Genomic DNA, 25,428 nt, shown 5'->3' with positions numbered 1-25,428 from the left:
TCCTAACACTGGCACAGTCGCGGAAACTGGCGGCTGCTGGCATAGGGATCGGGCTCATTCGAAGCGCCCGGAAGCATGACGCCCCGATGCGCAGGCTCGTGCGAGCCATGTCCTCCTTAAACATTCTTCGTCTTGCGGGATTCCTGGCGTTTACACGTCCGGAGCGATCCTTGGAGCAAGCATGAGAGACCGTTGTCCTCATGCTGTGGCTGTGTCTTGCGAAGAATCACATTTGGCCAAGCACCGAGGTAGATACGATGTCGATTATTTCCGCCCTTAAGCCCGCCCAGTTCGCCCTTCTCGACAAGACCATTCTCGCCGGCCTGACGGCTGAGGACGTGAAGTCGCTGTCCGCAGCGCAGATCAAGACGCTCGACGGCGAAAAGCTCGCCTCCCTGAACAAGGATGGCGTCAAGGATTTCACGGCCGCACAGTTCAAGGCCATCACCATCTCGGCCGTCAAGAGCCTGTCGGATGAACAGATCGCCGCGATCGGCACCGGCGTTTCGAACCTTTCCGCCGCACAGGTTTCGGCAATCTACGCTGAAAACGACGACGCCTTCGACGTCGCCCAGGTCACGGCTCTGACGAAGACGCACATCAAGGCGCTCGATGAAAAGGCCATCAGCGGCATCATCGCGCTGACCGGTGGTCTTGCCGCGCTTGCCGACGACGAAATCGCCGCGATCAGCACCAAGACGATCGCCGCCCTCTCCGATGCGGACGCGGCGACTCTCGTCACCTCCGGCAAGCTGGGCACGAAGCAGATCGCCGCTCTGACCGCCACGCAGGTCGCCGCGCTCGACGCGGATGCCTACGCTGCTCTCGATGCCACCCAGGTCAAGGCCTTCACAGCCGCTCAGATCAAGTCGATCGATGTCACGGCGCTGGCCGGCAAGGCCACGGACCTCACCGCCAAGCAGATTGCCGCGCTATCGGATACGCAGGTGGGCGCTCTCGATGCCACCACCCAGCTCGGCGCCTTCGACGCCACGCAGATCAAGGCGTTCACGGCCGCACAGGTCAAGGTTCTCGACGTTGCCGATCTCGGCGCCAAGATCACGGACCTGTCCGCCAAGCAGATCGCTGCACTGACGGTTGCCCAGATCGGCGACCTCGATGGCGCTACCCAGGTGCAGGCACTTGACGCCACCCAGGTCAAGGCGCTGACGACGGCGCAGATTCAGGCCCTGGATGTCACCAAGATCGGTGACACGCAGATCGCCGATCTGACGCCGAAGCAGGTTGCGGCCTTCACGCCGGCCCAGCTTGGCGCTCTGGGCGACGATCAGGTCAAGAACCTGACGACCCAGCAGATCGCCGGCCTCAACGCCGCTGCCATCACCGCTCTCGGTAACGCGGACCAGATCAAGAATTTCGACGCCGCCCAGCTTCAGTCCATCAGCGTCAAGGCCTTCTCCGGCCTGACCTCCGCCCATATCGCCACGATCGATGCGACCCTCATCGACGACCTGACCACCAAGCAGGTCGCTTCGATCACGGCAGAGCAGGCGGCTGCGCTTACCGGCGACCTCGCCACCAACCTGACGGAAACCCAGGTCGCCGCTCTGAGCGCCACAGCTCTCGCCGCCATCTCCGCTGAAGACTTCAAGACCTTCACGGATGCCGAAATCGCCCTGATCAAGCCGAAGTCGCTCGCCGGCCTCAGCGACGCGCACATCGCCGGTCTCGACGCCACGCAGCTCAAGGCGCTGACGGACAAGCAGATCCAGGCGCTGAACGTCACGCAGCTGAACGCGCTTGACCCCGACACGCAGGTCAAGGAACTGCTTGAAGCGCAGGTCAAGGCGCTTTCGACGAAGCAGATCGCTGGCCTCGATGCCGATCAGATCAAGGCAATCAACGTCGCTCACCTCGATAACAAGCAGCTTGCAGCGCTGACCACGACCCAGGTCGCGGCTCTCGACCCGGACGAGCAGATCAAGAACCTGACCGACGGACAGATCAAGGCTCTGACGACCGCGCAGGTTGCTGCTCTGGTGGTCGGCCAGATTCAGGCTCTGACCGATGCCCAGGTCACGGCGCTGACCACCAAGCAGGCCGCAGCGCTTACGGCGACCCAAATCGGTGAGTTCAGCGACACCCAGGCGACGGCCTTCACAAAGGAGCAGATCGCAGTCATGTCCTCGACGGCAATCGGCGCCTTCACGAAGACCGCGCTGGCGACCTTCGCGGATGACGAAATCGCAGCGATCAATATCAAGGCGGTCTCGGGTCTTACCGTCGACCAGATCGGTGAACTGGGCGAAACCCAGATCAAGTCCTTCAGCGACAAGCAGGTTGCTGCCATGCAGAACGACGTCCTGCTCGCGGTGATCGCAGCCTACGCCGAAAGCAACTCCTGAGCTCTTGCTGCCTCGGGCAGTACCTAACGAAACATGGCGGCGCGACCTCGGTCGCGCCGCTTTTGTTTTGGTCGCCTGCTGTGCTGCGCTATGTCCTGATGGCGTTCGAATTTACGCTCTCGCAATCTCCCTTAAGCCTTCCTTAACGGCATTAACCATTTGTTAACCATTCCTCGTTAACCAATGCTTAAGAACGTTGGACCGACGCCAGGGCAAACAAGCGCGTCGGATGCATGAAGCCCCTCCGCGTTACCGGTCCCGCCTCACTCCGGCATGTCCCCGACACTTCATTTCAGGGCAAGTGCCAATGACCAGTATTCTGACCAACTCCGCCGCCATGGCGGCGCTGCAGACGCTCCGTTCCATCGACACCAACATGCAGACGACGCAGGCGCGCGTCTCCTCCGGCCTGCGCGTCGAAACCGCCGCCGACAATGCCGCCTACTGGTCGATCGCCACGACCATGCGGTCGGACAACCGCGCCATCTCCACCGTCGCCGACGCGCTCGGCCTCGGCGCCGCCAAGGTCGATACCGCCTATACGGCGCTGGAGAACGTCATCGACGTGCTCAGCGAGATCAAGGCGAAGCTTGTCGCCGCCCGCGAGCCCGGCGTCGACAAGACGAAGATCAACGATGAAATCAAGGAGCTGAAGAACCAGCTGGTCTCGGCCGCGCAGTCCGCTTCCTTCTCCGGCGAAAACTGGCTTTACAACGCCGGCACCGATGCGCTCGGCGTCAAGTCCGTCGTCGCGTCCTTCGTTCGCTCGGCCGACGGCAACGTCAAGGTCGCCACGCTGGACTTCGATACCGCCAATTCCGTGCTGATCGATGTCGAGAACCCCGCCGACGGCTATCTGACGAAGGCGATCGACGCCTCGACGCTGGCATCCGATCCGACGGCGCTCACGGGTGACTACTACCTGATCGACATGAGCAAGACGATCGACTCGGCCACGCCCGACACCGGCACCGAGATCGAGATCACCAACGACACGACCTATGAGGAACTGGACGCGATGATCAGCGTCACGGACTTCATCCTCAAGGACCTGACCAACGCGGCATCCACGCTCGGCGCCATCACCAAGCGCATCGAAATGCAGGAGAGCTTCGTTGCCACGCTCGGCGACGTGATCGACAAGGGCATCGGCCGCCTGGTGGACGCCGACATGAACGAGGAATCGACCCGCCTCAAGGCGTTGCAGACCCAGCAGCAGCTCGGCATCCAGTCGCTGTCCATCGCCAATTCGAGCGCCGAAAACATCCTCCAGCTCTTCCGCCAGTAAGAGCCTAAGAGGTTTCCATCCGCCCGGCCGCTGGTCATCGGCCGGACGGGCGGCTGGGTCGCGCTATTTGCCCTGGCGCGGCCCAGCACCCTTCATCCTCGCACAAGTTTGAACCCCTAGGCTCGATGGCACGATCAGGAAGATTGTGCGCTTTCCGCCTCCCGGAGGGCGCTATGTCCAGGAGACAGGTCACCGGTGTTGTCAGGTACAAGTGTTTTCGAGAGCGAGCGTTCAAGCGGTCCGCGGTCTCCCCGCCGGGCCTTTTGCGCGTTCGTCGGGCACGATGCGGTTTCTTGGGGGCCGGCATGAGTGTGCATCTTGCCCGTTATCTCAAGGATTTCAGCGCACCCGCCCGCCCGCCGGCGCCGCTGTTCAAGCCGTCGAGCTTCGCGCAGCGGGATGACGGCGCAGCGACGGAGCCCTTTGCCATCGCGCCTGCCTTGCCTGCCGTAGACGTCGAGGCCGAGCGGGCCGAGGCGTTCGAACAAGGCCGATCGGCCGCCGAGGCGGAGCTTCTGGCCCGGCACGAGGCCGAGCTGGCTGCCCTGAAAAGCGCTCATCAGGCAGCGCTCGAATCGCTCAAGGTGCGATACGAACAGGAATATGCCGAGGCGCTGGCCGAACGCTTTTCGGCCTTCACCGCCGCGGTGGCCGACAGCGTTGCCGCCCAGGCCGCCCAGGTGCTGGCACCGGTGATGAGCCAGGTGCTGACGCAGGGCGCGGTTTCCGATCTCGCCCGCGTCATTGTCGAAGGCCTGCAGGAAGGCGAGGGCGTGACGATCACGGTGAAGGGGCCGGCAGACCTCTTCGACCAGCTGAAATCGCATTTCAACGAGCCGATGCCGGTCTTCCGGCACATCGAAGTGCAGGATGTGGATTTGACGGTGGAATTCGGTGACGCCGTTCTGGTAACGCGGATGGCCGCCTGGGCCGACACCGTCAGCAAGGTGCTTGGATGAGCGACGGCGAAAATCATCACCACGGCAAGAACGAGATCATCATCGTCAAACGCCACGGCGACCATGACGGGGATCATCATTCCGCCGCCTGGAAGATCGCCTATGCCGACTTCATGACGGCCATGATGGCGTTCTTCCTCGTCATGTGGCTCGTCAATGCGGCCAATGAGGAAACGAAAGCCTCGGTCGCCTCCTATTTCAATCCGATCAAGCTGACCGACGACAAGCCGGCCGAAAAATCGGTCAAGAAGCCTGCCAACACGGCCGAAGGCGAGGCCACGCAGGACAAGTCCAAGGAACAGGGCCAGAAGCAGGAAAGCGGCAACGGCGCGGAAAACGGCAAGGACAAGAAGACGACGGCCGGCGAGGAGACGCAGTATTCCGAGGCTGACTTCTTCAACAATCCCTATTCCGTCCTGTCCGAAATCGCGCAGGAAGTCGGCCAGCAGGCGAATGTAAGCGCCAAGGGCGACGGCGGCGCCGCAAATTCGGGCCCCGCCACGGGTGCGAATGGCGGTGAGGCGTACCGCGACCCGTTCGATCCCGATTTCTGGACGCAGCAGGTGGAAATCTCGCAGGCGACCGATGCCGGCAGCGAAGCAAGCCCAAACAAGGACCAGTCCGCCACGCAGATGGCTGCCGTCGATACAGACCGCACCGTGGAAGATGCGCTGAAACAGGCGGATGCCGAAACGCAGGCGAAGGCCGAGGAGGCCGCCAAGGTGGAGGAAGCCAAGGCGACGGAAGAAAAGCAGGCGGAAGAGCTGAAGCAGCAGATCACCAGTCAGATCGGCACGATCGGCAAACTTGCCGAGGGCCTGACCGTCACGCCCACCGAGGGCGGCCTTCTCGTCAGCCTGACCGACCAGCTCGATACGCCGATGTTCAACATCGGTTCGGCCGTGCCGCGGCAGGAGATGGTGCTCGCCATGGAGAAGATCGGCAAGATCCTCGAAGGACGGCCGGGCGCGATCGCCATTCGCGGTCATACGGATGCGCGACCCTTTGCCGGCGGCAAGAACGACAACTGGCGGCTGTCGATGGATCGCGCGCAGAGCGCCTATTACATGCTGGTCCGCGGCGGGCTGGAGGAAAAGCGCGTCAGCCAGGTCACCGGCTTCGCCGATCGCCGGCTGAAGGTGGCAGACGATCCGATGGCCGCCGCCAACCGCCGCATCGAAATCCTCATTCAGGCCGAGGGTGGCTGAGACGATGAAGCCATTCGCGCGCCTCCTTCTGGTGGGAACGGTTCTGGCGGCTGGCCTTTCAGCCGCCATGCCCGCGCGCGCCCAGAGCCCTGACGACCTGGCGCCCTACAAGATGATCCGGTCGCTGCAGTTCGTGCAGGATACGGTGGTGCTCGGCGACCACTCGGCCATGGAGATGCAGCGCTTCCTGCTGACGACCATCGACGAGCGGCTTCGCACGGCGGAATCCTCGATTTTCGACGATCCCCGCAATGTCGATGCCGCGCTGGTCTATGCCATGAGCGGCGGCAATCCCGATACGCTGGAATTCCTGATCAGGAAGGACGTCGACGGCCACTTCGATTCCCGTCTCACCGACGCGCTGCGCAACTATCTCAGCGGAACCGGCAGCCAGAGCGTGAAGTCGCTGGCCGAAATCTTCCCGGAATACAAGCGTTCCAGGGTGGGTCCCTATCTGGCGCTCATTTCGGCCAACTCCGTGCTGCGCAAGGACCCGGCGCTGGCGCTGAGCTATTTCGACTGGGCGCGTCTCGTCGCGCCGGGCACCATCGTCGAGGAAGCGGCGCTGCGCCGCTCCATCTATATCGCCAGCCAGGCCGGCTGGGTCGACCGCAGCATGGCCTATGCCAACCGCTATGCCCGTCGATACCTGCGCTCGCCCTATGCCAGCCAGTTCGCCGATCTGTTCGTAACGCTGGCGGTCGATCATTTCGGCAAGCTCGACGAGAAGGATATTCTCGAGGTCCTGTCCTTCATGGACGTGCCGCGCCAGCGGGAAGTGTATCTGCGCATGGCGCGGCTTGCCGCGATCTCCGGCCAGAACAAGCTCGCGTCGCTGGCGGCCGAACGCGCCCAGATCCTGTCGGGAGACGGCGAGAGCGTGCCGAAGGTGCTGGCGGATCTCTATTCGGGCCTGGCGTCGGTGCCCTCGGGCGATGTCGCCTCCGCCATGGAGACGATCGTCGCCATTCCGGATGACAAGCTTTCCGCAAAGGACCGCGCCTTGAAGGAGGCCGCGCGCGCCGTCGCCGAAGAGGTCCTGCGCGCGCCGGTCGCGTCCGCTCAGAAGGTCGAGCCTCTCGTCACGACGGTGCCGGAGGGCGAAGACGCGTCCTATGACAGCCTTGACGCGGCGGAGACGGCCGCGCGGCCGAGCGAGACGCCGACGGACGACGCGACCGTGGCCGACAGCGCCGCGGGTGAGCCGCAGAAAGACGCAAAAGACCAGAAAGAGCGGGCGAGCGTCGATCCCGCCTTCGACAGTTTCGTATCGGGCGGCCGGTCGAAGCTGGACGAGATCGACAAGCTGCTGGAGGGAGAAGGCACATGAGCACGATCGGTAGCGGTGTGTTGGGCATCGTTTCGGGGCCTGTTCCCGGCAAGGGCAAGGCGGGCGATGGCAACGGCGCCGGCGGCGCGGAGGAAAATGGCTTTTCCCACGCGATCGCCAGCCTTCACGGGCGCGAGGGCCAGGGCGCTCAGAAGGGCGCTCGGATATCGATCTCCGGCAAGGGCGAGCAGGGCGACGACGAGGCTGCCGATCCCCGTGTGAAGGTGGGCCGCCACGATATGACGGTGCCCGCCAAAACGCACGGCAAACCGCAGGACGAGGCGCAGGAAGAGGTGTCCTTCGAGGAGAAGGTCGCAGCCCTTCTGGGTGCTGCCGCGTCCGGCCGCAAGGTGCGGACCACCGAAGGCGACGGGAAAACCGTGCCGGTCGAGGATGAAGAGCGTCCCGAGGCAAAGGCCGAAGGCGCCGAAAAGACAGATGTCGGCAATCTGCTCGAACTGCTCGGCGCGCAAAACGCGATGCCGCAGGCCGCCTTGGCGGGTGCCGCGAAATCCATTTCCGGCCCGGCCCATGAGGGACGGGGCGAACCGGGCGTGAAATCCGGCGGCAAGGTCGTGGCTTCCGCCGATGGCACTGCAAAGGGCGACGCTTCGGCCCTCGCCGACACCGATGGTGGCGAGCTGCCGCAGTCCGAAACGGACAAGCTTTTCCGGATCATGCGCGCCGATGGCAAGGGGCGCGACCTCGATTTGAGCCTTTCCGGCTCGGGTGACCGCGCGACGCTGCGCGACGCCAATCCGACCGGGCCGAAGGGTGAGGCCGTCACCGTGGTCGAGGCGCGCCGCTATATCGGCCTGGCGCAGACCAGCAATGCGGCCGCCGTGACGACGGCGATCACGCAGGACCCCGAATGGGCGAGCTCGCTGAGCGCGACGAGCGGCATCGGCCACGAGCAGGCCGCCACGGGCAAGGTCGTCAATACGCTGAAGATCCAGATGAACCCGATCGAGCTTGGCCTCGTGACGGCGACGCTGCGCCTGCATGGCGATGCGCTGATCGTGTCTCTGCAGGTGGAGACGGGCGAGGCCTATCGCCAACTCAACGACGACCAGGACGCCATCGTGCGCGCATTGCGCGGACAGGGCTTTGCGGTGGATCAGGTGAGCGTGCAGCTTTCGCCTGTCGACCGCAGCGCCAATGCGCAGGGCGGCGGCGATCAGCAGCAGCAATTCTCCAACCAGCCGCAGGCGCGCGACGATGGCCGCCGGAGCGGTGGTGAAGGTTCGGGCTCGTTTGCAGGGCAGGGAGGCTCCCGTGAGGACAATACGACGGACAACGCGGCTGGCCTTTCTGGCGGCCAGTCTCATCGGCCTGGCGGCGTCTATCTCTGACGCACAGGCTGCCGTCGGCAGCTGCGAGCGGGAGATCCTGGCCGCGGCCGCCAAATACGACATTCCGGCCGGCATCCTCTATTCGGTCGGGTTGACGGAGACCGGCCGGAAGGGATCGCTTCAGCCTTTCGCCCTCAACATCGAAGGCAAGGCCTATTTCGGCCGCAGCCGGGAGGAGGCGCTCGAGGTTTTTCAGGCTGCCCGCGGGCGCGGCGCAAAGCTGATCGATCTCGGCTGCATGCAGATCAACCACCATTTCCACGGCGAGCACTTCACCTCGCCGGCGGAGATGTTCGATCCGCGCAAGAACGTCGAATATGCAGCCGCATTCCTCGCGCGGCTGCATGCCCGCCATGAGACGTGGACGATGGCCGTTGCACGCTATCACGCCGGTCCCAACAACGACCCGGCGCAGAAGCGCTATGTCTGCCGGGTGATCGCAAACCTGGTTGCAACGGGCTATGGAAGCTGGACGCGGAACGCGAAACAGTTCTGCCAATAATTCGACTAAAAGTTGAATATTCGCCACGGCGCAATGTGTGCCAGAATGTGGCGGGAATGTGCCGCGTTTTGGGCGGGGCAAGGTTGCGCGTTAACCTTTGTTAACTTTTCCACGAGAAAGTAGTGGTAAAAGGGCCTAATAGCCACTACATCTAGAGCAAATCGGCACGCATTGGTTAATCAACTGTTAATTCCACCCACTCACTTTCTCTAGTTGCTGCTGATTCGCCCGATTCGTACCACTGCCTTAACGAAGCACCACACTGATTCGGAGGCGGACGAATGATCGTAGTGGTTGATGAGCGCGAGCTCGTTAAAGACGGCTATACTTCTCTTTTTGGTCGCGAGGGCGTGCCCTCGACGGGGTTCGATCCCCGTGAATTCGGCGAGTGGGTCAACACGGCCGCCGATTCCGATATCGACGCGGTCGAAGCGTTCCTGATTGGCCAGTGCCAGCTCTCCATGGAGCTGCCGCGGGCGATCCGTGATCGTTCGCAGGCGCCGGTGATCGCGGTCAGCGACACGCCGTCCCTGGAAACCACGCTTGCCTTCTTCGACAGCGGTGTCGACGATGTCGTGCGCAAGCCGGTTCACCCCCGCGAGATCCTGGCCCGTGCGGCGGCCATCCGCCGCCGCCTGAAGGCGCTCGCCAACCACACCGACATCGGCCCGATCCGGGTCTTCTCGGATGGCCGCGACCCGGAAATTTCCGGCGACGTCTTCGCCCTGCCGCGCCGCGAGCGCCGCATCCTCGAATACCTGGTCGCCAACCGCGGCCGACGCCTTTCGAAGTCGCAGATCTTCAACGCGATCTACGGCATCTTCGATGAGGACGTCGAAGAGAACGTCGTCGAAAGCCACATCAGCAAGCTGCGCAAGAAACTGCGCAAGAAGCTCGGTTTCGACCCGATCGATTCCAAGCGCTTCCTTGGCTACTGCATCGACTGGCAGGGCTAAAAATCACCGCCGGCGGGCGGGGCAGGCGGACCCCGGCAGCCAGCTTCACGCAAGGCCCGTCCCATAGGGTCGCTAAGACGAGACGAACGGGGATTTGACATGAGTCTTTACGGCACGATGAGAACGGGTGTTTCCGGCATGAACGCTCAGGCGAACCGCCTGAGCACGGTTGCCGATAACATCGCGAACGCGAACACGACCGGCTACAAGAAGGCCGCGACGCAGTTCTCTTCGCTCATTCTTCCCACGACCGGCGGCGCGTACAATTCGGGCGGTGTCACCACCGACGTCCGTTACTCCATCTCCGCGCAGGGCACCTTCACCTACACGACCTCGGCGACCGACCTTGCCATCAACGGCCGGGGCTTCTTCATTGTCCAGGGTTCCGATGGTGTGGAGTATCTGACGCGCGCTGGCGCCTTCACCCCGATGAGCGACGGCACGCTGAAGAACTCCGCCGGCTTCACGCTGATGGGGTATCCCTATTCGTCGACGGAAGACCCGACCGTTGTCATCAACGGCTTTGCAGGCCTTGAGAAGATCAACCTCGCATCCGGCGAGCTGAACGTGAAGGCGTCCGAAAAGGGCTACCTGCATGTCAACCTGCCGTCGAACGAGGCTGATGGCTACAAGAAGGCGACGTCGCTCGTCGCCTATGACAGCCTTGGCAACACGCGCAAGCTCGACTTCAACTACACGAAAGTCAGCACGACCGCAGGCCCGCCGCCGACCAGCGAATGGGAAGTCACGGTCACCTATACCGATCCCGAGACGGGCGACATCTACGACATGATGAGCGGTGCGACACCGCCGTCCATCGTCGCCAGCGTCGACGACGCCACACCCCAGACCCTGACTTTCGACGCGGACGGCAAGCTCGAAACGCCGGCAAGCCCCGCAGACCTCGTTCTGGACGAACTTCCGATCGACGGCGCTGTTTTGAAATCGCTCACGGTTTCGATCGGTGGCGCGACGGGCGGCAGCACACAGCTTGCGTCGGCCTTCGCCGCCAAGGGCGATATCGACGGCATCGGCCCGAGTGGTGTTTCAGGCTACGAGATCAGCGACGATGGTATCGTCTATCTCAAGTACGAAAACGGCGACCTCGCCCCGAAGTATCGCATCGCCATGGCGAACGTTCAGAGCCCCGACAACCTCAAGCCGCTCGCCGGCAACGTCTACTCCCAGAGCAACGATTCGGGTGTCATCGTCATGGGCTATGCCGGCAACGGCGGCTTCGGAACGATCCTGTCCGGCGCGCTGGAGGATTCGAATGTCGACATCGCCGAAGAGCTGACGAGCATGATCGAATCGCAGCGCAACTACACGGCCAATTCGAAGGTCTTCCAGACCGGTTCCGAACTCATGGAAGTCCTCGTCAACCTCAAGAGATAAGGTCGCATGACGGTTCGGCGTGCACTCGAAAGTTAGGTAGAACTGATGTCGCTTACAGCAGCTATGAAGACTGCTCAGTCAAGTTTTTCCAACGTAGGCCTGCAATCGGCCGTCGTTTCGAAGAACATTGCCAATGCAAGCGACCCGGCCTATGCACGTCGTGCGGCGGTCCTCGCCACGGCGAGCTCCGGTGCCACCGTCGTCGAAACGCAGCGCGCGCAGAACGAAGCGCTGCTGAAGCAGAACCTGCTCAGCATTTCGAAGGCTTCGGCCCAGGATGCCGTTCTGGCCGGCCTCTCGCGCATGAAGATGATGCTGGGCGGCGAGGACTACGAGCTCGCCCCCTCCACCTATCTCGCCAAGCTGCGTGACAATCTCCAGACCTTCGCCGACAAGCCGAACGAAGTCTCGCTTGCCGAAACGGTGGTGGCGGATGCCATCGACGTCGCAACGTCGCTGAACAGCACATCCGAAGCGCTCCAGAAACTGCGGTCGGAGGCTGACGCCGACATCGACACCGCGGTCAAGGAGCTCAACCGCCTTCTCAAGGAATTCAAGACTTACAACGACCAGGTCCGGCAGGGCACGGCGGCCGGCACGGACGTCAACGATGCGCTCGACCAGCGCGACAAGCTGCTGACCCAGATTTCCGGTCTCGTCGGGGTCACCACGGTCAACCGCACAAACAACGATCTGGCGCTCTACACCAGCGACGGAACGGTTCTGTTCGAGACCGAGGCGCGCGCCGTCAGCTTCGTTCCGACGACCACCTATACCGCCACCGTGGCGGGCAACCAGGTCCTGATCGACGGTGTGCCGGTGCAGATGGGCGCGGCCGGCAACACCAGCGCGCGCGGCACGATCGCCGGCCTGCTGCAGATCCGCGACCATGCCGCGCCGACCTTCCAGGCCCAGCTCGACGAAACCGCCCGCAGCCTGATCAACATGTTCTCCGAGAACACGGTCGGCGGCGCGATGGACGGCCTGTTCATCCGCAACGGCGTGGCCGTCGGTGACGATCTCACCGTCGACACGGTGGTGCCCGGCCTGTCGACCATCATCAAGGTCAATCCTGCCGTCATCACCAATCAGGGCGGCAATGCCAAGCTGCTGCGCGACGGCATCAACGAGACCTTCAACATCGACAACAATGCCAGCTTCTCGGTGCTGCTGAACAATTATGCGGCGGCATTCGAGACACCGGTCACGTTCGATCCGGCCGCAGCCATCGATACGAACACCTCGCTGCTGGCTTTCTCGAGCGGTTCGGTCGGCTGGCTGGAGCAGCTGCGCAGCGCGGCGACGACGGCGGCCGACGACAAGAACGCGCTACTGGCACGCACGCAGGAGGCCTTGCAGAGCGTGACATCCGTCAGCCTTGACGAGGAACTCGCGCTGCTCCTCGATCTGGAGCAGTCCTACAAGGCATCGGCGAAACTGGTCGCGGCGGTCGATGAAATGATCACCGCTCTTCTCCAAGCGGCGGGCTAAGGTATGAAGGCTTCTTTCGTTTCCAACGTTTCCCTGCAGAATGCGATGCGCATCACCGTCGCAAGCGCGCAGAAGGAAATGGTGCAGCTGCAGGAAGAGACGGTCACCGGCCGTCACGCGGATGTCGGCGCGGTTCTCGGCGCCAAGACCTCGCGCACCCTCGACCTGCACCGCGACCTCCAGCGCATGGAATCGCTGAAGAGCACCAATGCGCTGACCACCCAGCGCCTCGCCGCCTCGCAGGAGGCGCTTGGTCTGATGTCGTCGGCCGCCAACGACGCGATGGAAGTGCTCATCGCGCTGTCCGGCATGACCTCCTCCGATCAGCTGGAACTGGCACAGCAGAACATGGGCAACGCGCTGTCCACCTTCACGGCGGCGGCCAACACCTCGTTCAGCGGCGAATATCTGTTTGCCGGCATCAATTCCGACGTCATGCCGCTCAAGAACTATCTCCAGGAGACGCCGCCGAGCGATGCGAAGGTCGCGTTCGATCAGGCCTTCCTCGCGCATTTCGGCTTCACGCAGACCGACCCCGGCGTTTCCACGATTGCGCCGGCCGACATGCAGGCCTTCATCGCCGATCTCGAAACGACCTTCATGGGGCCGGACTGGCAGACCGACTGGTCGAACGCGTCCGACGAGAACATGCAGAGCCGTATCAGCGCGGCAGAGACCGTCCAGAGCTCGACCAACGTCAATGCCTCGGGCATGCGGTACCTGGCGCTCGGACTGGTCGTCGGTCAGGAGCTGTTGTCGATTGGCCTTAGCGAAGCCTCGCGCAAGGTCGTCAGCGATTCCGCCATCGATTACATGGGCCGCGCGATCTCCGGCGTGGATGGAGAGCGCTCCAAGCTCGGCATCTCCCAGTCGCGCGTCACCCAGGCCAATACTTCGCTCGACGCGCAGATCACCATCCTGACCACAAGCATCAAGGACATGGAGGGCATCGACACGTACGAGGCCGCGACACGCGTCACGACGCTCGAGTCGCAGCTTTCCCTTGCATACACGCTGACTTCGAGAATCCAGAATCTCAGTCTGCTGAACTACCTCTGATGAACCAGAGGGTACGGACACACATGAAGGATGTCTGAATGTACCAGTTTTCATATGCCGAGATCATGGAAGAGGGCGTTGCCGTCTCGAAGGATCGGGAACGGCAGGTGCTCGAGCGGTCGATTGCGCTTCTGAAAGCCGCAGTGGCCGCCGGTTCCTACGGCAAGGAGGCGGTGGAAGCCGTCTATTTCACCCGGCGCGTCTGGATCCGCTTCATCGAGGATCTCGGCAACCCGGAAAACGAGCTGGAAGACGAGCTCAGGGCCAACCTCATTTCCATAGCCATCTGGATTCTCAAGGAAATCGAAAAGATCCGCAAACGCGAGTCCGAGAACTTCCAGGGCATTATCGACATTACCACCATCATCAAGGATGGCCTCAAATGAAAAGTACGCTGCGTATATCGCTCAAGTCGGGTGAGCGCATTTTCGTCAATGGCGCGGTTCTGAGGGTCGATCGCAAGGTGGCGATCGAGTTTCTCAACGATGTGACCTTCCTTCTGGAAAACCACGTCCTGCAGCCGGAACAGGCGACCACGCCGCTCCGTCAGCTCTATTTCATCGCGCAGATGTCGCTGATCAATCCGGAAGGCGCCGAGCAGTCGATCGCCATGTTCCGCAAGTCGGTGATCATGCTTCTGTCGTGCTTCAAGAACGAGGAAGTGCTGGCCGAGCTGAAGCGGGTGGATGCGCTCGTCACACAGGGGCGCGCCTTCGAGGCCCTCAAGGCGATCCGCGGGCTTTACCCGATCGAGGATCGCATCCTGAACAACCAGGAAATGACGCCGGCCACGATCGAGCAGATCCGCAGGGAGATCGCACCATGGTAGATGCTGTCAACAACAACACGTCGTCCGGCTACATGCCGACGGTGACCGGCGCTGAATCGGCGAAGGACACCAAGACGGCGACGCTGAACTACGAGAGCTTCCTGAAGCTGCTCGTGGCGCAGATGAAGAACCAGGATCCGACCGAGCCGATGGACGCGACCCAGCAGATGGCCCAGCTTGCGACCTTCTCGCAGGTCGAGCAGACCATCAAGACGAACAAGAACCTGGAGAGCATGCTGCAGCGCACGTCCCTGCAGGAGGCCAACTCCGTGATCGGGCGCACGGTCTCGAGCAATGACGGCAAGATTTCTGGCGTCGTCAAGGAAGTCACGCTATATAACGACGGCATCGTCGCGACGCTTGATTCGGGCGAGAAGATGGTCATCGGCCCCGGCGTAACCGTAAAGTGAACCCCATCCGTGAATGAGGCAGACGCCCTCGATATCGCGCAGTCAGCCATCTGGACCGTCATCGTGGCGTCCGGCCCGGCCGTTCTTGCCGCCATGCTCGTGGGCGTCGTCATTGCCTTCATTCAGGCGCTGACGCAGGTGCAGGAAATGACCCTGACCTTCGTCCCCAAGATCCTGGCGATCATGGTCACGCTCGCCATTTCGGCGCCCTTCATCGGCGCCCAGATTTCCATCTTCACCGATCTCGTCTTTTCCCGGATCCAGACCGGGTTCTAGCGCGGCTCCGCCCCGAGCCGTTCCGCGCTTTCCCGCCTCCTGCCACCCTCGCGCAAGCTTCGCCCTGTACGTCTGACGGCGAAAATGGGCGACGCGTGTGACGCGGCGCAGCCTCTCATGACGAGACGGGAATCTTTCAGATGGCGCAAGTACCGGCAATCAGCATTCCGAAGGTCAGCCCGAGCGGCCGCGATATCGCATTCGCCGTCGGCATCCTGACGATTCTGTCGATCCTCTTCCTGCCCATCCCCGTCTTCATGATCGACATGGGCCTGGCGTTTTCCATCGCCTTTTCCGTGCTCATCCTCATGGTCGCGCTGTGGATCCAGCGCCCGCTCGATTTCTCGTCCTTCCCGACGGTCCTGCTGATCGCGACGATGATTCGCCTGGCGCTCAATATCGCCACGACGCGCGTCATTCTTTCGCACGGCAACGAAGGCCACGATGCCGCCGGCGGTGTGATCGCCGGCTTTGCCAGCCTCGTCATGTCCGGCGATTTCGTCATCGGTCTGATCGTCTTCATGATCCTGATCGTGGTGAACTTCATCGTCATCACCAAGGGTGCGACGCGTATCGCAGAAGTCGGCGCCCGCTTCACCCTCGATGCCATTCCCGGCAAGCAGATGTCGATCGACGCCGACCTTTCGGCGGGCCTGATCGACGAGAAGCAGGCGCAGCTGCGACGCCGCGAACTGGAGGAGGAAAGCTCCTTCTTCGGTTCGATGGACGGTGCCTCGAAATTCGTGCGCGGCGATGCCATCGCCGGCCTCCTCATTACGGCCATCAACGTCTTCGGCGGCATCATCATCGGCTACTTCCGCCACGGCATGGAGCTTTCCGAAGCCGCCGACGTTTTCGTGAAGCTTTCCGTCGGCGACGGTCTCGTCTCGCAGATCCCCGCCCTGATCGTCTCGCTCGCAGCCGGCCTCATCGTGTCGCGCGGCGGCACCGCGGGGTCCACGGACCAGGCGGTCATCAACCAGCTGTCCGGTTATCCGCGCGCGCTGCTCGTCGCTGCCGCGCTCATGTTCCTGCTCGCGATCATTCCCGGTCTGCCCTTCCTGCCGTTCATGGCGCTCGGCGGCGTCATGGCCTTCGGCAGCTGGATCATCCCGCGCCGCATCGAGGAGGAGAACCGGGTCAAGCGCGAGGCCGAGGCCCAGCAGGTCCAGGCGACGCGCGACCAGGAGAAGGATTCGGTCAAGTCCGTCCTGAAGACAGCCGAAATCGAACTGCTTCTCGGCAAGCAGGTTTCCACGCGGCTTCTCGGCGCGCATCAGGAGCTGGCGTTCCGCGTGGGCAAGATGCGCAAGAAGTTCGCCGCCCAGTACGGCTTCGTGGTGCCCGAGATCAAGGTCTCGGACGACATCGCCATCCCCGACAAGTCCTACCAGATCCGCATTCACGGCACGACGATCGCCTCCAACATCGTGCGCGTCGGCGAAGTGCTGGTCGTCACCGGCGGTGGCCGCAAGCCGAGCGTGCCGGGCGACGATATCCGCGAACCCGCATTCGGCATGCCGGCCGTCTCGATCCTCGAAACCTTTGCCGATGACCTGCGCCGCGAGGGCTTCCACCCCATCGATAACGTTTCGGTCGTTCTCACGCACCTGTCGGAAGTCATCAGAAACAACCTGCCGCAGCTTCTCTCCTACAAGGACGTGAAGGTGCTGATCGAGCGGCTCGACCCGGAATACCGCAAGCTCGCCGACGAGATCTGCTCCTCGCACATGTCCTATTCCGGCCTTCAGGCCGTGCTGAAGCTGCTCCTGGCCGAGCGCGTTTCCATCCGCAACCTGCATCTCATCCTGGAAGCCGTGGCGGAACTTGCCCCGCATGTCCGCAAGACCGAGCAGATCGTCGAGCATGTGCGCATCCGCATGTCGCAGCAGATCTGCGGCGACCTCGCCGAGAACGGCGTTCTGCCGGTGCTGCGCCTCGGCAACAAGTGGGACATGGTCTTCCACCAGGCGCTCAAGCGGGACACGAAGGGCGAAATCGTCGAATTCGACATCGACCCGCGCCAGCTCGAGGAGTTTTCCGAGCAGGCCACCCGGGTTATCCGCGAGTTTCTTGACCGCGGCACGCCCTTTGTACTGGTCACGTCGCCCGAATCCCGCTCTTATGTGCGCATGATCATCGAGCGCCTCTTCGCCACATTGCCGGTTCTCTCGCATGTCGAGCTTGCCAAGGGCATCGAGATCAAGATTCTCGGCTCCATTTCATGATCACGGACCCGCAGGGCACGGTGCTGGCGCTGTTCGCTGCCTTCTGCCGTGTCGGCGGGTGTTTCATGCTGCTGCCGGGCTTCTCCTCGGCGCGCATCTCCATGCAGATCCGCCTCTTCATCGCCGTGGCCGTTTCCATGGCGATCCTGCCCATCATGTGGGACACGATCTACCCGCGCGCTTCCGGCTCGGTCGACGCCTATCTGAAACTCATCGTTTTCGAGACGCTGACGGGCGTGGTAATCGGCCTGATCGCCCGGTACTATGTGCTCGGCCTCCAGTTCGCCGGCACGGTGCTGACGATGATGATGGGCTTCAATGCGCCGCCGACGCAGGATGTGCTGGAAGACGCAGCCGAAAACCAGCTGACCAACCTGCTTTCCTTCGCGGGCCTGCTCATCCTCTTCCTTCTGGATTTCCATCACGTCGTGGTGCGGGCGCTGGTCGATTCCTACACCGTCATGCCGCTCGGCGCAGGCTTCAATCCGCAGAGCGCGCTGATCACGCTCACCGACACGCTGTCCCAGACCTTCATGATCATGCTGCGGCTCGCCAGCCCCTTCATTCTCTATGGCCTGGTCTTCAACGTCTCGATCGGTCTCATCAACAAGCTGGCGCCGCAGATCCCGATCTACTTCATCTCGCTGCCCTATCTCATCATCGGCGGCATGCTGCTGCTCTATTTCGGCGTCTCCTCGCTCCTTCAGATCTTCGTGGCCGGCTTCATGCCGGTCTTCCAGGGGGGATGATGGCGCAGAACCGTTCCGACAAGCTCAAGCGTCTGGTGACCGTGCAGCGCCATCTGGAGAAGATGGCGGAGATCGACCTGGCCACCACGACCAGCCAGCGCCGCGAGATCGCCGAAACGATGGATGCCGTGGTCGATGCGATCAATTCGCTCAATCCGGTGCACCGCACCTTCTCGCGCCACTATTCCGGCCACTACAACAAGCTCCAGCAGCAGGACCAGATGCTGTCGAACGTGCAGCAGATGCATGAAATGCGGGTGGTGCGCGAACGCACCAAGGGCGACCGCATGGAAGACCGCATGAAGGAGGCGCGCGACGACGAGGAGCGCGTGGCGGCCGACGATTCGATCTACGATCTCATCGACCAGCACCTCGCCTATAAGGGCGAGCCGGGCTGAAAGCCATAAGTGCCTGTAAAAAGACGTGATTTAACGCCGTCTGATCAAGCTTGTGCGAACTTGGAGGGTGTGGACGGCAACGTCACGACTTCGTCATCCGGCACCAGCCTCCCGTAAGGTTGAGCAGCGATAGTCGCATCAGGACGATGAAGAGGTTCGCCGATGCCGCCGTGATGCGGCGCGCGCACCTGTCCGGAATGGTCAAGAGCCGGTGGACCGCCATGAGGACGGGATCGGCAGTTGAGGATCACCCGAAAGGTTCTGAGACGTGGCAATTTCACCCCCCAGTGATCTGGTGCTCGATGTCGTGCGCGCGGCCGATCCGACGCAGGTCCAGGAAGCGCAGGCCAAGCTGAAGTCCAACCGCGCCGCTTTCGAGGCGACGAGCCTTGCCGAGGCCGGCGCCGGTTTCCAGGCCGCCGTCGGCATTCTCAACCGTGATTCGGTTGCAAGCCAGGCGGCGAAGGGTGTCGAGGCCGTGGGCGGCAAAGCCGTTCCCGAGCATCTGCGCAAGTTCGAGACGATGGTGCTGCAGAACTTCGTGAAGTCGATGATGCCCGAAGAGAGCGAAGAGATTTACGGCAAGGGCACGGCCGGCGAGATGTGGCGCGGCATGATGGCCGACCAGCTCGGCGAAGCGCTCGCCAAGGGCGGCGGCATCGGGCTGGCCGAAAGCCTGGCCCGCAAGAGCGGGGTCACCTCGCATCCCAGGGACACGAACGATACCGACCGGATCGCCGCAAGCATGGTTCAGTCCATGCAGCGTCAGGCCTTTGCTGACCTGACGCCCGGCATCAAGGAAGACGACAAGAAAGCATAAGCGGAGAGCAACACAATGGAACAGGCGAACAACGAACTGCGTATCCGCACCGTTCTCGGCAGGCTCGAGACGATCATCGACAACGAGAATGACAATATCGGTACGGATCCCCATTTCGACCTGTCGACCTCGAATGCGCACAAGAGCCGTTGCCTCTATGAGCTGGCCATGCTGTCGCGTGACGTGCGGCCCGACGAGGTGCCGCAGACCTTCTCGCGCGAACTCGGCCGCGTGCGCGAAAAGCTCGCCACCAATGCGCAGCGCGTCTCGGCCCATCTCGAGGCCGTGCGTGAGGTCGTCAGCATCCTGAAGAACGCCGTGCAGGATCTGGAGGCCGACGGCACCTATTCGCAGGAACAGTTCCGCCTGGGTTACGGTACATGATCAAGCTCGTCGGCACAGGCGTCTGGGTGCTTCTCGTCACGCTCGCCTCGGTCTATTTCTCGCTGAAGATGGCGTCGGCCCCGAAGGTCGACACCGCCGCCGCGGAACACGAAGCGGCGATGGAATTCGTCACCGGATACACGACCACCATTCCGGTCATCGGCGAGGCCGGCGTCAGCGGCTATCTCCTGACCAAGCTCGCCTACAAGGCGAACAAGGACCTGGCGGCCAAGCAGGTCGTGCCGCTGCCGGACATGATCACGGATGAACTCTACACGCTGCTCGTCGGCAAGAAGATGATCGATGTGGCCGATGCCGGGCATTTTGATCTCGATGCCTTCCGCGGGGTCGTCAAGGAGGGGCTCAACCGCCGCTTCGGCGCCGACGTCATTCAGGAGGTCTATGTCGAGCAGATCGATTATCTGACGACCGCCGCAGTGGAGGACCCGACGCCCAAGGGTGGCAAGACCCTGGTCAAGGGCGAGGTCCCCGCCGCCGAGCCGGCGGAAAAGAGTGGCGGCCACTGAACCGACCCTCGAAAGTGCAGTTACGGGGCCGGCCGCTCAGAGCGAGCCGGCCTTTGCCATTTCCGGCCTTTTGCTCTCGGCCTTCGTACCGGAGAACTTGTAGCGCAGCACGTGGTAGAGGAAGAGCGGCCCAACGGTTCCCGTATCCCGCCTGCGGGACGCGCTCCACGCCGGGAGGGAGAGCCAACCGAGCCCGAACCTGCGTGGCGACGCGTGCCGTGCTTCGCCCGACAGCGTTTCGAACAGGCGCTCGACACCCAGAACCAGTCTTGCATGACCCGGGCCGACGTGCCGGTCGATCCATTTTTCCTGGGCCGGGCTGTCCATCGAGACCAGCAGGATATCGGCATTGACGGCGCCTACACGCTCCATGATCGCGTCCGATTGCCCGCGATCGAAGGCATCGTCGGCGATCGGCAGGATGCTGTGCCACGGCGCATGACGGCTGAGCGCCTCGGCCGCCTTTTTCAGGGTAGCGGCATGCCCGCCCACCAGCGCGATACGCATCGGCTTTGCGATATAGGTGAGCAAGGCCGGTACGAAATCCGTGCCGGCCAGCCGCGCGCGAAAGCGCTGGCCATGCAGCAGCCGGGCGGCGAGGTCGATCCCCCGGTCCTCCGGCAGCACGGTCTGGCGCGAGAGCGCCGCGCGATAATCGGGATCGCGCATCATCCGATTGGCACTGTCGGCATTGGCGAAGACGATGATGCTTTGTCCGAACGGCATCGTGGCCCGTTCCCCGGCGAAAGCCAGCGCGTCGGCCCATCCGAGGTCGCAGATGTCGAGGCCAAGGATATCGCGCCGTGCCGGAGCGATGGCGGTGGGAAGAGGGTTGCCGCCGCGGATGCGGCCTTGCCGGGATACGCGCGCGACAGATGCCTTGCGGCTCCCCGGGCTCTGGCGGTCAGCGGAACGGATACGGTCGGGCGTCATGCTTGTCTCGGGGCTCGCATTGATCGTCGTCATGTAGCAACTCTGCCTGAAAGGCCGTTTAAGGAATTCGTGAAAAGGCCGGTTCGCGTTTTCACATGCTATAAACCTTTCTCTAATTCTTTGAAAAACAATGATTTATTCCACGTTCGCTGCCGCCAATCCGGTCTGACGACCAGAATGACGGACGGCGTGTGCCATTCTGTGTGACGAAAAAATGCATCCACCCGGCGCGACATGTCCTTCTTTCGCGATCTCGGCGCTTGAATTTATGTGTTTTCGACAGCATAGGGCGTTAAAAGGCCATCGCGCGATGCCGGCGCGCCGTTAGGGTGCGCGCATCATTGCAGGGAGAGAAACGTGACAACCATTATCGATGGGAAGCAGGTTGCCGCTTCCGTGATTGACGCCGTGAAGTCCGCGACCGCTTCCCTTCAGGCGGACGCGGGTGTCAAGCCCGGCCTTGCCGTCGTCATCGTCGGTGACGATCCGGCCAGCCATGCCTACGTCTCCTCCAAGAGCCGCATGGCCAAGGAGTGCGGCTTCAATTCGATCCAGCACACGCTGCCGGAAGAAACGACGCAGGAAGAGCTTGCCCGTCTCGTCGAGACGCTGAATGCGGATGAAAGCATCCACGGCATCCTCGTGCAGCTGCCGCTGCCCAAACACCTGAATTCCGATCCGATCATCCAGTCGATCCGGCCGGAAAAGGATGTCGACGGCCTGCACGTCGTCAATGCCGGCAAGGTCGCAACGGGCGATCTCGATGGCGGCCTCGTTTCCTGCACGCCCGCCGGCGCCATGGTGTTCGTGCGGCGCGTCCACGGTGACGACCTGTCGGGGCTGAACGCGGTGGTGATCGGCCGCTCCAATCTTTTCGGCAAGCCGATGTCGGCGCTGTTGCTGGCCGCCAATGCGACGGTCACGACGGCCCATTCCCGCACCCGGGACCTCGCCGCCGTCTGCCGCAATGCCGATATCCTCGTGGCCGCCGTCGGCCGGCCGGAAATGGTGAAGGCCGATTGGGTGAAGCCCGGTGCGACCGTCATCGACGTCGGCATCAATCGCGTCGCCGCACCCGAGAAGGGCGAGGGCAAGTCGCGCCTGGTCGGCGATGTCGCGTTCGAGGAATGCGCCAAGGTGGCGGGGGTCATCACGCCGGTGCCCGGTGGTGTCGGCCCGATGACCATCGCCATGCTCATGGCGAACACCGTGATCGCGGCCTATCGCAAGGCCGGACGGACCCCGCCGAAATTCTGATTGGACAGGAAGACAGGCGCCCGCGGGCGCCTTTTTCATTTTTCGGGCGGCGCGGGGCCCGTCGAGGCACGCACGATGAGATCGGCCTTCCAGAGTTCCTGCTGGGGCAGCGTCTCCAGCTGGAGGATCTGGGCGATCAGCCGGCGGGCGATGCGCTGGCCGGCGGCGCGCAGCGATGAGCGCGTCGTCGTCAGCGGCACCATGAAGTTTTCCGGCTTCAGCATCGGCAGCACGTCGTCATGGGCGATCAGGGAGATATCCGCGCCGATCTTCAGCCCGGCCTGGTTGATCGCCCTGACGGCGCCGAGCGCCAGAACCGTACTGGAACAGAGCACCGCCGTCGGCGGCGCCTCGAGCCGCAGGAAAGCCTGCATGGCGCGAAAACCGTGTTCGTCGGTCATCTGCGCATGCGTGACGCAGTCCTCGCGCAGGCTAAGCCCAAGCTCGGCGAGCGCCCGCGCGACGCCTTTCCGACGCCTGACGGAAAACGCCAGATAATCCGGGCCATTGATGAGCGCGAAGCGTCGATGGCCGAGTTGCGTCAGCAGGCGTGCGGCATCGTAGAACGCGCCCGTATTGTCGATATCCAGATACGGATAGTCATCCGGTATGCCGATCGATCGCCCGTGCACGATGAACGGTGTCTTCAGCGACTTCATCATGGCGATGCGCGGATCCTTCTCCCGCATATAGGCCAGGAACAGCGCATCCACATTGCCGCTTGCCACCAGCCTGCGGCAGGTGGCGACTTCGTCTTCCGGGTGGCTCGGGTTGATGACGAAATGGAAATCGTGCCTGACCGCTTCGTCGCCGAGGCCCGCCAGGAATTCGCCGAAATGCACGTCGGATTCGATGCCGTCGGCCGTCGGCATGACAAGGCCGATCGAGCCGGCGCGGCCTGTGGCAAGGCGCTGGGCGGCGCGGTTGGGGCGGTATCCCGTTTCCCGCACCGCATCGAGCACCCGCTGGCGCGTTTCGGCATTGACCTCGGGATAACCGTTCAGCGCCCGGCTGACGGTAGTCTGGGAGAGGCCCAGCAATTGCGATAATTGCTTGAGGTTCACGTGCTTGGCTTTCCAGAATTATTCGAAGCGCTTTGGATGCCGCGCGACGCGCAGCATGTAACATCAGAAAAACACATGAAAAAAGCGGTTTCGGTCGTTTTGCAGCGCAAAATGACGCTGCGCTGCATCATCTCGGCGCTGTCTTCACGCAGCTTGTGGGGGGCTTGACGAGGGCGACGGGGAAGTGGGATGAAAGGAAATCCAAAGCGCTTTGAATTTTTGAGCTGTTTAGGAAATGCCGGCCCTGGGAGAGGGCGGTTTGTTTAGGGAGGCAAATCAGGTGAAAAAGACACTGTTGATGACGGTTGCGCTCGCTCTCGTTTTGGCCGGCAGCACCGTCGCGGCCGACTTGAAATTCAAGCCCGGCGAGGACGCGAAGTTCAACTGGCAGAGCTTCGAGGACTTCAAGAAGGGCCACGACCTCAAGGGACAGACGCTGACGATCTTCGGCCCGTGGCGCGGTGAGGACGAAACGCTCTTCAGGGCCGTCTTCGCCTATTTCAGCGAGGCGACGGGCGTCGAGGTCAAGTATTCCTCGTCCGAGAACTACGAACAGCAGATCGTCATCGACACGCAGGCCGGCAGCCCGCCCGATGTCGCGATCCTCCCGCAGCCGGGCCTGATCGCCGACCTTGCCTCCAAGGGCTACCTGACGCCGCTCGGCGACGAGACGCAGAAATGGCTTCTGGACAACTATGCCGCCGGCCAGTCCTGGGTCGATCTTTCGACCTTCAAGGGCAAGGACGGCAATGCCGCGCTTTATGCCTTTCCCTACAAGATCGACGTGAAGTCGCTGGTCTGGTACGTGCCGGAGAATTTCGAGGACGCCGGCTACGAAGTGCCGAAGACCATGGAAGACCTGAAGGCGCTGACGGAGAAGATCGTCGCCGACGGCGGCACGCCGTGGTGCATCGGCCTCGGTTCGGGCGGGGCCACCGGCTGGCCGGCGACCGACTGGGTCGAGGACCTGATGCTGCGCACGCAGAGCCCGGAAACCTACGACAAGTGGGTGAAGAACGAGATCCCGTTCAACGATGCCGCGGTCGTCGGCGCGATCGATGAATTCGGCTGGTTCGCCAAGAACGACAAGTTCGTCGATGGCGGTGCCGCCGCGGTTGCCTCCACCGACTTCCGCGACAGCCCGAAGGGCCTCTTCGCCTCGCCGCCGAAATGCTACCTGCACCACCAGGCGTCGTTCATCCCGTCCTTCTTCCCGGAAGGCACTGTCGTCGGCGAGGATGCGGATTTCTTCTACATGCCGCCCTATGCCAGCAAGCCGGAACTCGGCAATCCCGTCCTCGGCGCGGGAACGCTCGCCATGATCACCCGGGACACGCCGGCCTCGCGCGCCTTCATCGAATTCCTCAAGACGCCGATCGCGCATGAGGTCTGGATGGCGCAGTCGAGCTTCCTCACGCCGTTCAAGGGGGCCAACAAGGAAGCCTATGCCAACGGCCCGATGAAAAAGCAGGGTGAAATCCTGCTGGATTCGACGACCTTCCGTTTCGACGGTTCGGACCTGATGCCGGGCAAGATCGGTGCGGGCGCCTTCTGGACCGGCATGATCGATTTCGTCGGCGGCAAGTCGGCTCCCGACGTTGCCGAAGGCATCCAGAAGGCCTGGGACGCCATCAAATAGGTTGCCGG

The 25,428-nt window shown here is 62.7% G+C and carries 26 protein-coding genes; 24 read left to right on the top strand and 2 right to left on the bottom strand.

Annotation, left to right across the window (positions count from 1 at the left end):
- Positions 1-257: 257 nt before the first annotated feature.
- From B5M41_RS19955 to B5M41_RS19855, 21 genes are all read left to right on the top strand, one after another.
- On the top strand, positions 258-2,366 hold the full coding sequence (locus B5M41_RS19955) for a hypothetical protein (RefSeq protein ID WP_134649691.1): 2,109 nt from the start codon (positions 258-260) through the stop codon (positions 2,364-2,366).
- A 307-nt stretch (positions 2,367-2,673) separates the two neighbouring features.
- The gene (locus B5M41_RS19950; RefSeq protein WP_134649692.1) at positions 2,674-3,654 is read left to right on the top strand and encodes a flagellin N-terminal helical domain-containing protein; all 981 of its coding nucleotides are present in this window, start codon (positions 2,674-2,676) and stop codon (positions 3,652-3,654) included.
- A 305-nt stretch (positions 3,655-3,959) separates the two neighbouring features.
- Positions 3,960-4,613: a FliH/SctL family protein gene (locus B5M41_RS19945; protein WP_134649693.1), complete on the top strand. Its 654-nt coding sequence runs from the start codon at positions 3,960-3,962 to the stop codon at positions 4,611-4,613.
- Positions 4,610-5,821: a MotB family protein gene (locus B5M41_RS19940; RefSeq protein ID WP_134649694.1), complete on the top strand. Its 1,212-nt coding sequence runs from the start codon at positions 4,610-4,612 to the stop codon at positions 5,819-5,821. Before B5M41_RS19945 ends, B5M41_RS19940 begins: the two co-directional genes overlap by 4 nt.
- A gap of 4 nt (positions 5,822-5,825) precedes the next feature.
- Positions 5,826-7,151 (top strand): chemotaxis protein MotC, encoded by a 1,326-nt coding sequence (motC, locus tag B5M41_RS19935; protein WP_134649695.1) that lies wholly within the window; start codon positions 5,826-5,828, stop codon positions 7,149-7,151.
- The gene (gene fliK / locus B5M41_RS19930; protein WP_134649696.1) at positions 7,148-8,503 is read left to right on the top strand and encodes a flagellar hook-length control protein FliK; all 1,356 of its coding nucleotides are present in this window, start codon (positions 7,148-7,150) and stop codon (positions 8,501-8,503) included. The genes motC and fliK overlap by 4 nt, the downstream gene beginning before the upstream one ends.
- Positions 8,436-9,005, top strand: a complete 570-nt coding sequence (locus B5M41_RS19925; RefSeq protein WP_370359658.1) for a transglycosylase SLT domain-containing protein — start codon at positions 8,436-8,438, stop codon at positions 9,003-9,005. The genes fliK and B5M41_RS19925 overlap by 68 nt, the downstream gene beginning before the upstream one ends.
- Positions 9,006-9,286: 281 nt before the next feature.
- Positions 9,287-9,961, top strand: a complete 675-nt coding sequence (rem, locus tag B5M41_RS19920) for a transcriptional activator Rem (protein WP_134649698.1) — start codon at positions 9,287-9,289, stop codon at positions 9,959-9,961.
- 99 nt (positions 9,962-10,060) lie between these two features.
- Positions 10,061-11,356, top strand: coding sequence for a flagellar hook protein FlgE (locus B5M41_RS19915; protein ID WP_134649699.1), 1,296 nt, complete (start codon positions 10,061-10,063; stop codon positions 11,354-11,356).
- 45 nt (positions 11,357-11,401) lie between these two features.
- Positions 11,402-12,847 carry a flagellar hook-associated protein FlgK gene (gene flgK, locus B5M41_RS19910; protein ID WP_134649700.1) on the top strand — a complete coding sequence of 482 codons (1,446 nt, stop codon included), beginning with the start codon at positions 11,402-11,404 and terminating at the stop codon, positions 12,845-12,847.
- A 3-nt stretch (positions 12,848-12,850) separates the two neighbouring features.
- The gene (locus B5M41_RS19905) at positions 12,851-13,906 is read left to right on the top strand and encodes a flagellar hook-associated family protein (protein WP_134649701.1); all 1,056 of its coding nucleotides are present in this window, start codon (positions 12,851-12,853) and stop codon (positions 13,904-13,906) included.
- Positions 13,907-13,944: 38 nt separating this feature from the next.
- The gene (flaF, locus tag B5M41_RS19900; protein WP_134649702.1) at positions 13,945-14,292 is read left to right on the top strand and encodes a flagellar biosynthesis regulator FlaF; all 348 of its coding nucleotides are present in this window, start codon (positions 13,945-13,947) and stop codon (positions 14,290-14,292) included.
- On the top strand, positions 14,289-14,735 hold the full coding sequence (gene flbT, locus B5M41_RS19895) for a flagellar biosynthesis repressor FlbT (protein WP_134649703.1): 447 nt from the start codon (positions 14,289-14,291) through the stop codon (positions 14,733-14,735). Before flaF ends, flbT begins: the two co-directional genes overlap by 4 nt.
- The gene (flgD, locus tag B5M41_RS19890; RefSeq protein WP_134649704.1) at positions 14,729-15,145 is read left to right on the top strand and encodes a flagellar hook assembly protein FlgD; all 417 of its coding nucleotides are present in this window, start codon (positions 14,729-14,731) and stop codon (positions 15,143-15,145) included. The genes flbT and flgD overlap by 7 nt, the downstream gene beginning before the upstream one ends.
- 9 nt (positions 15,146-15,154) lie before the next feature.
- Positions 15,155-15,421, top strand: coding sequence for a flagellar biosynthesis protein FliQ (gene fliQ, locus B5M41_RS19885; protein ID WP_134649705.1), 267 nt, complete (start codon positions 15,155-15,157; stop codon positions 15,419-15,421).
- Between the two features lie 140 nt (positions 15,422-15,561).
- Complete coding sequence (gene flhA / locus B5M41_RS19880) at positions 15,562-17,649, top strand: flagellar biosynthesis protein FlhA (protein ID WP_134649706.1); 2,088 nt, start codon at positions 15,562-15,564, stop codon at positions 17,647-17,649.
- The gene (gene fliR / locus B5M41_RS19875) at positions 17,646-18,398 is read left to right on the top strand and encodes a flagellar biosynthetic protein FliR (protein ID WP_134649707.1); all 753 of its coding nucleotides are present in this window, start codon (positions 17,646-17,648) and stop codon (positions 18,396-18,398) included. The genes flhA and fliR overlap by 4 nt, the downstream gene beginning before the upstream one ends.
- The gene (locus B5M41_RS19870) at positions 18,395-18,796 is read left to right on the top strand and encodes a hypothetical protein (RefSeq protein ID WP_134649708.1); all 402 of its coding nucleotides are present in this window, start codon (positions 18,395-18,397) and stop codon (positions 18,794-18,796) included. Before fliR ends, B5M41_RS19870 begins: the two co-directional genes overlap by 4 nt.
- 268 nt (positions 18,797-19,064) lie before the next feature.
- Positions 19,065-19,616: a rod-binding protein gene (locus tag B5M41_RS19865; protein ID WP_134649709.1), complete on the top strand. Its 552-nt coding sequence runs from the start codon at positions 19,065-19,067 to the stop codon at positions 19,614-19,616.
- 15 nt (positions 19,617-19,631) lie between these two features.
- Positions 19,632-20,000: a hypothetical protein gene (locus tag B5M41_RS19860; RefSeq protein WP_134649710.1), complete on the top strand. Its 369-nt coding sequence runs from the start codon at positions 19,632-19,634 to the stop codon at positions 19,998-20,000.
- Positions 19,997-20,527, top strand: coding sequence for a hypothetical protein (locus B5M41_RS19855; RefSeq protein ID WP_134649711.1), 531 nt, complete (start codon positions 19,997-19,999; stop codon positions 20,525-20,527). Before B5M41_RS19860 ends, B5M41_RS19855 begins: the two co-directional genes overlap by 4 nt.
- Positions 20,528-20,563: 36 nt before the next feature.
- Here B5M41_RS19855 and B5M41_RS19850 read toward each other — a convergent pair whose 3' ends face one another.
- Positions 20,564-21,493 carry a WecB/TagA/CpsF family glycosyltransferase gene (locus tag B5M41_RS19850; protein ID WP_230640236.1) on the bottom strand — a complete coding sequence of 310 codons (930 nt, stop codon included), beginning with the start codon at positions 21,491-21,493 and terminating at the stop codon, positions 20,564-20,566.
- A 324-nt stretch (positions 21,494-21,817) separates the two neighbouring features.
- On the opposite strand from B5M41_RS19850, the gene folD reads away from it, so the two are divergent.
- Positions 21,818-22,717, top strand: a complete 900-nt coding sequence (gene folD, locus B5M41_RS19845) for a bifunctional methylenetetrahydrofolate dehydrogenase/methenyltetrahydrofolate cyclohydrolase FolD (RefSeq protein WP_134649712.1) — start codon at positions 21,818-21,820, stop codon at positions 22,715-22,717.
- A gap of 35 nt (positions 22,718-22,752) precedes the next feature.
- Here the strand turns inward: folD and B5M41_RS19840 are convergent, their stop codons facing one another.
- Positions 22,753-23,781 carry a substrate-binding domain-containing protein gene (locus B5M41_RS19840; RefSeq protein ID WP_134649713.1) on the bottom strand — a complete coding sequence of 343 codons (1,029 nt, stop codon included), beginning with the start codon at positions 23,779-23,781 and terminating at the stop codon, positions 22,753-22,755.
- Between B5M41_RS19840 and B5M41_RS19835 the strand changes: the two genes are divergently transcribed.
- On the top strand, positions 23,782-23,949 hold the full coding sequence (locus B5M41_RS19835) for a hypothetical protein (RefSeq protein WP_167719129.1): 168 nt from the start codon (positions 23,782-23,784) through the stop codon (positions 23,947-23,949). It begins immediately after the preceding gene.
- Between the two features lie 112 nt (positions 23,950-24,061).
- Positions 24,062-25,420 (top strand): ABC transporter substrate-binding protein, encoded by a 1,359-nt coding sequence (locus tag B5M41_RS19830; protein ID WP_134649714.1) that lies wholly within the window; start codon positions 24,062-24,064, stop codon positions 25,418-25,420.
- Positions 25,421-25,428 lie beyond the last annotated feature (8 nt).

This window comes from Shinella sumterensis (assembly GCF_004514425.2).
Lineage (GTDB): Bacteria > Pseudomonadota > Alphaproteobacteria > Rhizobiales > Rhizobiaceae > Shinella > Shinella sumterensis.
This window is presented reverse-complemented; position numbering and strand designations above follow the sequence as displayed.

Bases quoted from the DNA above. Each gene is read 5' to 3' on its own strand.
- B5M41_RS19955 (WP_134649691.1), top strand. From the start codon at position 258: ATGTCGATTATTTCCGCCCTTAAGCCCGCCCAGTTCGCCCTTCTCGAC.
- B5M41_RS19950 (WP_134649692.1), top strand. From the start codon at position 2,674: ATGACCAGTATTCTGACCAACTCCGCCGCCATGGCGGCGCTGCAGACG.
- B5M41_RS19945 (WP_134649693.1), top strand. From the start codon at position 3,960: ATGAGTGTGCATCTTGCCCGTTATCTCAAGGATTTCAGCGCACCCGCC.
- B5M41_RS19940 (WP_134649694.1), top strand. From the start codon at position 4,610: ATGAGCGACGGCGAAAATCATCACCACGGCAAGAACGAGATCATCATC.
- motC (WP_134649695.1), top strand. From the start codon at position 5,826: ATGAAGCCATTCGCGCGCCTCCTTCTGGTGGGAACGGTTCTGGCGGCT.
- fliK (WP_134649696.1), top strand. From the start codon at position 7,148: ATGAGCACGATCGGTAGCGGTGTGTTGGGCATCGTTTCGGGGCCTGTT.
- rem (WP_134649698.1), top strand. From the start codon at position 9,287: ATGATCGTAGTGGTTGATGAGCGCGAGCTCGTTAAAGACGGCTATACT.
- B5M41_RS19915 (WP_134649699.1), top strand. From the start codon at position 10,061: ATGAGTCTTTACGGCACGATGAGAACGGGTGTTTCCGGCATGAACGCT.
- flgK (WP_134649700.1), top strand. From the start codon at position 11,402: ATGTCGCTTACAGCAGCTATGAAGACTGCTCAGTCAAGTTTTTCCAAC.
- B5M41_RS19905 (WP_134649701.1), top strand. From the start codon at position 12,851: ATGAAGGCTTCTTTCGTTTCCAACGTTTCCCTGCAGAATGCGATGCGC.
- flaF (WP_134649702.1), top strand. From the start codon at position 13,945: ATGTACCAGTTTTCATATGCCGAGATCATGGAAGAGGGCGTTGCCGTC.
- flbT (WP_134649703.1), top strand. From the start codon at position 14,289: ATGAAAAGTACGCTGCGTATATCGCTCAAGTCGGGTGAGCGCATTTTC.
- flgD (WP_134649704.1), top strand. From the start codon at position 14,729: ATGGTAGATGCTGTCAACAACAACACGTCGTCCGGCTACATGCCGACG.
- flhA (WP_134649706.1), top strand. From the start codon at position 15,562: ATGGCGCAAGTACCGGCAATCAGCATTCCGAAGGTCAGCCCGAGCGGC.
- fliR (WP_134649707.1), top strand. From the start codon at position 17,646: ATGATCACGGACCCGCAGGGCACGGTGCTGGCGCTGTTCGCTGCCTTC.
- B5M41_RS19870 (WP_134649708.1), top strand. From the start codon at position 18,395: ATGATGGCGCAGAACCGTTCCGACAAGCTCAAGCGTCTGGTGACCGTG.
- B5M41_RS19860 (WP_134649710.1), top strand. From the start codon at position 19,632: ATGGAACAGGCGAACAACGAACTGCGTATCCGCACCGTTCTCGGCAGG.
- B5M41_RS19855 (WP_134649711.1), top strand. From the start codon at position 19,997: ATGATCAAGCTCGTCGGCACAGGCGTCTGGGTGCTTCTCGTCACGCTC.
- B5M41_RS19850 (WP_230640236.1), bottom strand. From the start codon at position 21,493: ATGACGACGATCAATGCGAGCCCCGAGACAAGCATGACGCCCGACCGT.